The organism is Nostocoides jenkinsii Ben 74 (genome assembly GCF_001046875.1).
GTDB lineage: Bacteria > Actinomycetota > Actinomycetes > Actinomycetales > Dermatophilaceae > Nostocoides_A > Nostocoides_A jenkinsii.
Map to the genome: position 1 here is coordinate 3,686,480 of NZ_HF571038.1, position 5,139 is coordinate 3,691,618.

The window sequence follows — 5,139 nt, forward strand, 5'->3', positions numbered from 1 at the left end:
CCACCGCCGGTGACGACATCTTCAGCGCGAGCGCCACCGTCGACCCCGCGGCGGCCCCCGGCACCACGAGTCTTCCGTTCACCATCACCGACGCTCAAGACCGGAGCGCGAGCGGGAGCATCCCGTTGACGGTCACCGCGACAAACCCGTGCGCGGCCGAGGACCAGAGCATCGGCTCGGTTCAGACCGACGGTGCCGTCGGGATCACCGGGCAGGTCACGGTGCAGGGCGTCGTTGTCGGCGACTACGAGGGGGCCTCGCCTAACCTGCGCGGCTTCTATCTGCAGGACGCGGGCGACGACAACTCCGCGACCTCCGACGGCATCTTTGTCTTTGAGGGCGACAACGCCAACCGGGTAGCGGTGGGCGATGTCGTCCAGGTGACCGGTGGCGCCACCGAGAACCAGGGACAGACGCAGATCTCCTCGACCACCGGGATCGCGCCCTGTGGGACGACGGGCACCGTCACGCCCACCGAGGTCAGCCTGCCGGTCGACTCCGCCACCGACGGCTTCGAGCCGTATGAAGGCATGCTCGTCACCTTCGCGCAGGAACTCTCCGTCACGGAGCACTTCCAGCTCGGCCGCTTTGGCCAGGTGACGTTGTCTTCGGGTGGCCGGCTGCAGCAGCCGACGAATGTGGTGGCCCCCGGTGCTGCGGCGCTCGCCCTCCAGGCTGAGAACAACAAGCGCCGGATCATCGTCGACGACGCAACCCAGGCGCAGAACCCCGACCCGATCGTCTTCGGCCGCGGCGGCCAGCCGCTGTCGGCGAGCAACACCCTGCGCGGCGGCGACACGATCACCGGTCTGACCGGGGTCATGACCTACACGTGGGGCGGCAACTCGGCCTCACCGAACAACTACCGTGTCCGGCCGATCGGCGCGCTGGGTGGCGGAGCACCGGACTTTGTTCCGGCCAACGCGCGTCCCACGACCGCACCGGCCGTCGGCGGCACGCTCAAGGCCGTCGGGATGAACTTGCTCAACTACTTCAACACCTTCGGGACCGGCGCGTGCACGGGTGGCACGACCGGTGCCGCGATGGACTGCCGCGGAGCGGACAACCAGGCCGAGTTCGACCGCCAGGCAGCCAAGACGCTTGCGGCGATCCAGGCAATGAATCCCGACGTGCTGGGAGTCAACGAGATCGAGAACGACGGCTACGGCCCGAGCAGCGCGCTCGCCGACCTCGTCGATCGACTCAACGCGGCCATGGGCGCCGGCACCTATGCCTATCTCGACGTCGACGCCCGCTCCGGCCAGGTCGACGCCCTCGGCGCCGACGCGATCAAGGTGGGCATGATCTACAAGCCCGCGTCGGTGACGCCGGTCGGCACGACGGCGGTCCTGAACTCCGCGGCCTTCGTCACCGGCGGCGACCCCGACCCGCGCAACCGCGCGACGGTGGCCCAGGCGTTCACGGAGAACGCGAGCGGCGAGACTTTCGTGTTCAACGTCAACCACCTCAAGAGCAAAGGCAGCGCGTGCAGCGTGCCGGACGCCGGGGACGGGCAGGGGAACTGCAACCAGGTCCGCCTGAACGCGGTCAATGCGTTGACGTCCTGGCTTGCCGGCGACCCCACCGGGACCGGTGACCCCGACGTGCTGCTCGTCGGCGACTACAACTCGTACGCGATGGAGGACCCGATCACGGCCCTCCAGAACGCGGGCTTCGTGCACCTGATCAAGGCCCGCCTCGGCGCGGACGCCTACTCCTACGCCTTCGACGGGCAGTGGGGCTATCTCGACCACGCGCTCGCCTCGGCCTCGCTCGACGCTCAGATCGCCGGTGTTGCGGACTTCCACATCAACGCCGACGAGCCGTCGGTGCTGGACTACAACACCAACTTCAAGTCCCCGGCGCAGGTCGCCTCGCTCTATGCCCCGGATGAGTACCGCGTCTCCGACCACGACCCCGTCCTGGTCGGACTCGCCCTCGCCGCGCCGGTGAACCTCGCCCCGACCGCCACCGCGCAGTCGGTCACGACCCCCGAGGACACCGCCGCTGCGATCACGCTGTCGGGCACCGATCCGGAGAACCAACCCCTGACGTATGCCGTGACCTCCTCCCCGAGCCACGGCACCCTGAGCGGCACCGCTCCGGATCTGACCTATACCCCGGACGCGAACTACAACGGTCCGGACTCCTTCGAGTTCACGGTCAGTGACGGCGTGCACACCTCCGAGCCGGCGACGGTCACCATTGACGTCACCCCGGTGAACGACGCTCCCGTCTTGCGGATTCGGGCCGGCGGCACGTGCCTGACCAACACCTCCGGCCGGATGAACCTGTCCGTGACGGATGTCGACGGGACGGCAGCTTCCGTCACCGCGACGTCGAGCAATCAGGCGCTGGTGCGCAACTCCGGCATCGTGGTCTCGCCAGCCGGGAGCACTCGGACCATCGCCGTTAGCGCCGTACCCGGCAAGAGCGGGCGGGCCGTGATCACCATACGAGCCACGGATGGCACGGCCACGGTGACCCGCACGATCGCGGTGTACGTCGGGACCGCGGGCGCCAATACCGCTACAGGCGGTGGTGGCTCCGACATGATGCTCGGCGGACTCGGCAATGACACCCTCGCCGGCGGCGGCGGGATCGACCTGCTCTGCGGTATGGGCGGTGCGGATCGCCTCTTCGGCGACGACGGGACGGACACCCTGATCGGCGGCCAAGGCAATGACGTCCTGAACGGCGGCGCCGACGGCGACCTCCTGCTGGGGCAGGGCGGCTCCGACGCGCTCACCGGCGGGCTGGGTGCCGACCTCTTCGACGGTGGCGCCGGGACCGACCGGGCGACCGACTACAACCCATTCCAGGGAGATGTGAAGGTCAATCTGCCCTGACCACATCACCGCCTTCGCGCTCACGTCACACCGTTCCGCTCACGTCACCCGCTCTATGGGGTGACGTGAGCGGAACGGTATGACGTGAGCGCGAACGTATGACGTGGGGGAGCCCGGTCAGGCGAGGGCGGCGACCGCCACTATCCCGGCCACGCCGATCAGCGCCGTCGCCACGACGAGGCCGAGCTGGCGGCATACGAGCAAGCGAACTCGGGAGCGAGCACAGACGATCTGCTGACCCAGACCGAGCGCCTGACCACGCGGGCCGTCGCCACGGCGACTGCCGTCCCGGAGTGGACGCCGCTACCTCGCGCGGTCGCGCGCACCATCACGCCTGCGGCCCCGTCCGCCAGTGGCGGGCCGGACCGGCACGCGCTCGAAGATGCGCTGGCCACGATGATCACCACGCTGCAGCAGGCCAGCGGTGCTGTCGAACATGCCACCACCTTGCTGACGCAGGCCAGTAGCCGCGCCGTCGGCGCGTCCCACTGAGCTCGTGGATCAGATCAGTTCGAGGACCCGATGAAGACCACCCGGACGCAATAACCTGGCGCGGACGCAATAGCTTTTGCGTCCGCCGCAGGTTATTGCGTCCGCTGGGTCCGGGCCGCCGACGGCGGCGCGCGTTGGGCTGGCGTTACGGCCACGTAAACCCTGGTGAGCAGGCCGCGCGCACCGGCGCCGTCCGCGCCTAATCTGGCCATCGTGACGATTCGAGTGGCGATCGAGCATCGAACGACCTATACGTTTGCCCGACCGGTGACCGTCTTCCCGCACACTATCCGGCTGCGCCCGGCACCCCACTCGCGCACGCCCATCGACGCGTATTCGCTGTCGATCACCCCGCGCAACCACTTTGTCAACTGGCAGCAGGACCCGTTCGGCAACTATCTCGCCCGGGTCGTCTTCAACGAGCCGGTCAGCGAGTTGGACATCACCGTCGACGTCGTGGCCGACATGACCAGCATCAACCCCTTCGACTTCTTCGTCGAGGAGTATGCGCAGCACTACCCATTCACCTATCCCGAGCAGCTCCGCGCGGACCTCGAGCCCTATCTGCGGCCCGTCGACGAGGACCAGCCCGGCGCGGGTCCCGGCCCGCTCGTGCGTGCCTGGCTGACGCGCAACGCGGTCCTCGCCGACGGCGAAAACCCGCGGATCGTGGACTTCCTCGTCCGCCTTAACCAAGCCGTCCAGCGGGATGTCGCCTACACCGTCCGCCTCGAACCCGGCGTCCAGACCCCCGATCACACGCTGAGCGCCGCGCTCGGCTCGTGCCGCGACAGCGCCTGGCTCCTCGTCTCCATCCTGCGCGAACTCGGCCTGGCGGCCCGCTTCGTCTCCGGCTACCTCGTCCAACTTGTCGCCGACAGTAAGCCCGTCGACGGCCCCCAAGGCCCCGACGCGGACTTCACCGACCTGCACGCCTGGGCGGAGGTCTACATCCCCGGCGCCGGCTGGGTCGGGCTGGATGCGACCTCTGGCCTGTTCGCCGGCGAAGGCCACATCCCGCTGTCCGCGACCCCGCACCCCTCCGCCGCCGCCCCAATCACCGGCGCCACCGAGCCAGTCGAGGTCAGCTTCGCCTTCACCAACAGCGTCACCCGCATCCACGAGGACGCCCGCGTCACCCTCCCCTACTCCCCGAGCCAGTGGGCCGCCGTCGACGCGCTCGGCGAGGTCGTCGATGCCCACCTCGCGGCTGGCGACGTCCGCCTCACCATGGGCGGCGAGCCGACCTTCGTCGCCACCGGCGATACGAGCAGTCCGCAGTGGTCCACCGCCGCCGACGGCCCCGACAAGCGCCGCCTCGCCACCGCGCTCGCCACCCGACTCCGGCGTCGGTATGCCGCGTCCGGCCTCGTCCATCATGGTCAAGGCAAGTGGTACCCGGGTGAGCCCCTCCCGCGCTGGCAGATTCAACTCGCCTGGCGTGCTGACGGCCAGCCGCTTTGGCAAGACCAGAGTTTGCTGGACGATCCGTGGGGACCGCCGCCACCCGCGATCACGAACGCCGACCCGGCTGAGCTGAGCCGGGACCTCGCCCTGGCGATCGCCACCAATCTGGGCGTGCCGGCGGACGCGTGCCGCGCGGCATACGAGGATCCGTGGGCACGCCTGTGGGACGACGCTCGTCGCCCGGCCGGTCCGCCCCCAACCACCGACCTCGACCCCACCGACCCGGCGCTGGCCGGCGCGCGCGGCCGGGCCGATCGCATCCAGGAGGCGGACCTGACGCCCGGGCGCGCGGCGGGCTGGGTCGTGCCCCTCTTCGCCGACCCGGCGGGCG

General features: G+C 69.7%; 2 protein-coding genes. Both read left to right on the forward strand.

Features of this window, described 5'->3' with window-relative positions; translation table 11 throughout:
* A partial coding sequence (locus tag BN13_RS19465; protein WP_162199998.1) for an ExeM/NucH family extracellular endonuclease occupies window positions 1-2,849 on the forward strand: 2,849 nt, incomplete at its 5' end.
* A 705-nt stretch (window positions 2,850-3,554) separates the two neighbouring features.
* Window positions 3,555-5,139, forward strand: a 1,585-nt coding sequence (locus tag BN13_RS17590) for a transglutaminase family protein (RefSeq protein WP_162199999.1), incomplete at its 3' end; no start/stop codon positions are given.